This window comes from Blautia sp. Marseille-P2398 (assembly GCF_964240315.1).
Taxonomy (GTDB): Bacteria; Bacillota; Clostridia; order Lachnospirales; family Lachnospiraceae; genus Blautia_A; species Blautia_A wexlerae.
In genome coordinates, this window is sequence record NZ_CAXSTD010000041.1 from 1 (window position 1) to 1695 (window position 1695).

The following is a 1695-nucleotide window of genomic DNA, read 5'->3' on the forward strand; positions in this document are numbered from 1 at the left end:
CAATGGTATTTAGATAAATAAAGCATATTCCGGAGATTACTTGACATTTAAAAAGAAATGCCTTGAAAAATTTATGAAATATGAAAATGGTTAAATTCTTGTTCGTTTTGTCAACGACAAATAAGCAGATTTTCATCTGCTTGAAAAAGTGATATACTATCAGTTGATGATACTGTTTAGGAAACACGGTATATCAGATATTTGGGTTTTCTGAAATGAGCCGTTTTAAGTCTTGGGAATTGTCGATCGCAGCGGATCGGGACTAATTCCTTTTGTAACAGTGCCATCACATTTATGGAATCTGTCTCCGTGTGGAGACGGAGATAGATTCTGCATATATGTGCAGCAAGCGTAAAGTTTACTTTATAGGAATATTTACGTTTCCCATGAACGACTACAGTATGAGCAACAAGAAGTTCCGTGGCATTATAAGCGATAAACTTCGCCCATATTTCCTGTTTTATAAAATCAGGTTTATAGCTGTGATAATGACTTAATCCAATCGTATATTTCAATTTTCGAAAAGAGGATTCGATCCCCCATCTGGAATTATAGATTTCTTTAAGCTTTTCAACAGGAAAGTTTTTTTCCGGAAGATTTGTCACAAGGCATTCATAAGTATCTTCTGATATTGGAAACCGTACGATCCGAAAAGTCAGATCATAAGTATCTTCTGAGCCATATTTTATGTAGTCAAAAGAAGCTGCCTGGTCAACATATCTTCGGTAAAAACCATCTTTGATTTTTATAGATTTACGATGGGATCTCGTAAGAGTTACGTCAACAGTTATATCAAATGTATCAGAATCCGGAAAAACAAAGTTCCCAATCAACCCTTTGCTTGTAATGTCTTTTGTACGAAAAACAAAATACTGTTCTTTTTCGATCACGTGAGCCATGTTGTTATAAGAGCAATACCCTCTGTCCCCGATAAAAATAGTTCTTTGATCCGGGTGAGGGATATGTCTGTCTACAAGCTGGCAAAAAGCAAGGAACTCATCTTTTTTGTGTGCAGACTGAAGAATGGCATCGGTATAGATCCGTTTATTTATGTCATAAAAGGCATTAATGTGTATGCTGTAAAAGCCGGAGGCAGAATGTCCTTCTGAGATAAAATAATCATCAGACGAATACTTTGAAAAGCTGAAAAAAGAAGTAGTAGAACCATCAGCAGCAATGTATTGATACTGCTGTTCCTGCTTTGAAAGTTCAAGCTTTTCGGAAGAAGAAGTAAACTCATGGAATACAGCTTCCAGAGCCTCTGGCATCATTTGGGAACGCCTTTGATTTAGGGCAGATATAGAAGGGAGATCCTCTGACATTTGAAAGAAATCCAGAAATTCGCATTTCGTGGATGAAGCGCCTTGAGAAATAAGGAACGAAATAACATGATCTGGAGAAAGTTTTCGTATACGAGAATAATCGCGTCCCGGATTATAAACAAAGGAATCCATATGCGATGTAACCGTTGCTATAGAATGCTTAAGAGTATCTTTAAGTTTTAAATGGAACATAGGTATGTGCCTCCTGAATTAGAAAAATTTTAATTTCTAATTCAAAGGCCGCTCTCATTACCTCACAATAATATCAGTAATGAGAGCGGCCGCAGATTCCAGCTTAAAAGTCAAGGCTTTTGTAATCTTTTTGTTAGACCCTTAAGACTAACTAAGGGTATAGATTATCTAAATACCATTG

General features: G+C 36.4%; 1 protein-coding gene. It reads right to left on the reverse strand.

The window, feature by feature from the left end; translation table 11 throughout:
• Positions 1–176: 176 nt before the first annotated feature.
• Positions 177–1514 (reverse strand): IS4 family transposase, encoded by a 1338-nt coding sequence (locus ACESZG_RS18845; protein WP_055057891.1) that lies wholly within the window; start codon positions 1512–1514, stop codon positions 177–179.
• Positions 1515–1695: the final 181 nt, after the last annotated feature.

Coding starts and splice junctions, on each gene's coding strand:
- ACESZG_RS18845 (WP_055057891.1), bottom strand. CDS start 1,514: ATGTTCCATTTAAAACTTAAAGATACTCTTAAGCATTCTATAGCAACG.